Origin of the sequence: Desulfonatronospira sp. (assembly GCA_003563255.1) — a bacterium.
Classification (GTDB): Bacteria; Desulfobacterota; Desulfovibrionia; order Desulfovibrionales; family Desulfonatronovibrionaceae; genus Desulfonatronospira.
Window position 1 is genome coordinate 1 of the sequence record PWSL01000413.1, and the last position, 2,574, is coordinate 2,574.

The following is a 2,574-nucleotide window of genomic DNA, read 5'->3' on the forward strand; positions in this document are numbered from 1 at the left end:
AAATGATTGCATCCATCACGGACATCTCTACACAGGTGTACGCAGACCCGACAGACCGAAAAGAATTCATCCAGTTGCTGAAGGAGCAGGGCGAGGTGGTCAACCATGAGTGCCGGTTCCGCCGCAAAGACGGGACAATCTTCTGGGGGGCAAGGAATGCACGAGCGGTTAGGGATGAAGATGGGCGGGTCGTGGCCTATCAGGGGTTCACCTTTGACATCACCGAGCGCAAGCGGGCCGAGGATGAGTTGAAGAAAAGCGAGGCCACCGTCAAGAAGAAACTGAAGGCCATTCTGGAACCGGATGGTGAGATCGGCACGGTCGATCTTGCCGACATTATCGACCAGGACCATCTGCAGCAGTTGATGGACGATTTATTCCGACTCACCGGCGCTGTGGGCGCGATTCTCGACCTACAGGGGAACGTGCTGGCCTCTTGCGGCTGGCAGGACATCTGCGTCCGCTTTCACCGGGTACATCCGGATACGCGACAACACTGTCTCGAAAGCGACACCGTCCTGACCACGGGAACGGCGCCCGGAGAGGTGCGGCTCTACCAGTGCAGGAACGGCATGTGGGATGTCGTGACGCCCATCCACATCGGCGGCAACCACATCGGCAACGTTTTCTGCGGCCAGTTCTTCCTGGAGGATGAGGCACCCGATACCGAGCGCTTCCGCCGGCAGGCCCGACAATACGGCTTTGATGAAAAGGCGTATATCGCCGCGCTTGATCGCGTACCCCGCTGGAGTCGCGAAAAGGTTGACCGGATCATGACGTTCTACGCCCGTCTTGCCGCAACCATCTCGGCGCAGGGCTACGGCAACCTCAGACTGGCCAGGTCTCTGACGGCCAATGAACGAACACTGGCGGCGCTGCAAGTTAAAAACGAGGAGTATGAGGCATTACATGAAGAGCTGTCTTCTTCTTTTGAAGAGGTTCAAGCGGCAACAGAAGAACTTCAAGTTCAGAATGAAGAATTGCAACAGTCAGATATTGCCCTGCGAGAGAGCGATGAAAAACACCGCCGCCTCTTCGAAACCATGGCCCAGGGGGTGATCTACCAGGCCGCCGATGGGGCAATCATATCAGCCAACCCGGCTGCTGAGAGAATTCTTGGCCTTACCCTCGACCAGATGCGCGGCAAGACATCCATGGACAGGCGCTGGAGAATGATCAATGCTCTTGTTCCCAGGCTCCAGCCTGGGGACACCACTTTTTTGTGGCTCCAGCCACATTTTGAACAGGGAAGATGGGGACAGTCTCTACTTGCGCTTTATTTCAGCTTATGCTATCCATTCTTCTAACAGCTCAACCACAAGCCTTAAAGGAGGTATCCCATGCCCCGCATAGCTCGTTTCATCCGCAGTGACCGTCAAACTGTCTACCACGTTATTTCCCGTACTGCCCTGTCCGGTTTACCTATTAAAGACACTGACAAGGACTACCTGCTGGGGCTTATCAAAAGACTGAGCAGGCTTTATTTTGTGGATGTGTTGGGATTTGCAGTTATGGGTAACCATTTCCACCTGGTGGCCCGCATGCACCCTGAAGATGAGATTTCCAATTCAGATATCATCAAGAGGTGGCAGGACTATTATGGTGACAAGGTCGAGATGCCTACTGAACGGATGGCTGAGGTCAAGAAGAGGCTTTGCAGCCTTGGTGCCTATGTGAAGGACATCAAGCAGAACTTTACCCGGTATTATAATAAGAAGCACAGTCGGCAGGGTTTTTTTTGGGGTGGGCGTTTTAAAAGCATGATCGTTCAGGAAGGCAGTACTCTGGTTAATTTGTTGGCCTATGTGGATCTTAATCCTATCAGGGCAGGGATTGTGAAGAAGCCAGAGGATTACAGGTGGAGTTCACTTGGTTATCATACCCAGACCGGCAACAAAGACGACCTGCTGGATATTGATTTTGGGCTCATGGAATGGAACGAGTTGGACCCCAAAGAGATTGTCCGTAAATATAGGCAGTTTGTATATGAAACCGGCGCGGTTGATGCAGGGAAAGGCAAGACCATTGACAAAAAGGTTGTGGAAAAGGCCAGGAAGAAAGGCTACAAGATATCCCGTGTAGAGCGCTTCAGGTACAGATGCCGGTATTTTACCGATTCCGGAGTTATCGGTGGGAAGGACTTTGTTCAGGAGGTATTTGACCAGGTCAAGCACCTGCTGGGCTCCAAGGACGAGCGGAAGTTTACTCCCGTTGGTGGTGTGGAGGGTTTGTATTCCATGAAAAGGTTAGGTGAATCCTGAGGCCAACTTTTTGTTAAAAGTTGGGATTTATGTGATAGTGCTTGCCAGCCAAGCTTGTTGGATATTTTTTTCAATCTCGGACTGATTCAAATAAATCTTGCAAAAACAACCTGGTACAGGTAGTCTTTATATATGAGCAAGAAGATTCCAAACCCACACGACCTTTGTTTTAAGAGTTTCTTCAGCAGAGATGAGTTTGTCCGGGACTTCATCCAGTACTATGTGCCAGATGAAATCAAAAAGCACCTGGACCTGACCATCATTGAGATTGATATTGAGGGATATCTGTCTGAGGAATTCAAAGAGTTTTATT

Annotated in this window: 3 protein-coding genes; all 3 read left to right on the forward strand. The window is 51.0% G+C overall.

All coding sequences use genetic code 11. The features are described 5' to 3' along the window. Positions 1-1,307 (forward strand): PocR ligand-binding domain-containing protein (locus tag QZP87_RS12085; protein WP_291323179.1); only part of this gene is annotated, 1,307 nt, incomplete at its 5' end. 33 nt (positions 1,308-1,340) lie between these two features. Further along, entirely contained in the window at positions 1,341-2,261 is a 921-nt protein-coding gene (locus QZP87_RS12090) for a transposase (RefSeq protein WP_291323180.1), read from the forward strand. A gap of 132 nt (positions 2,262-2,393) precedes the next feature. Further along, positions 2,394-2,574: Rpn family recombination-promoting nuclease/putative transposase (locus QZP87_RS12095; RefSeq protein ID WP_291323181.1), on the forward strand; the 181-nt coding region annotated here is incomplete at its 3' end.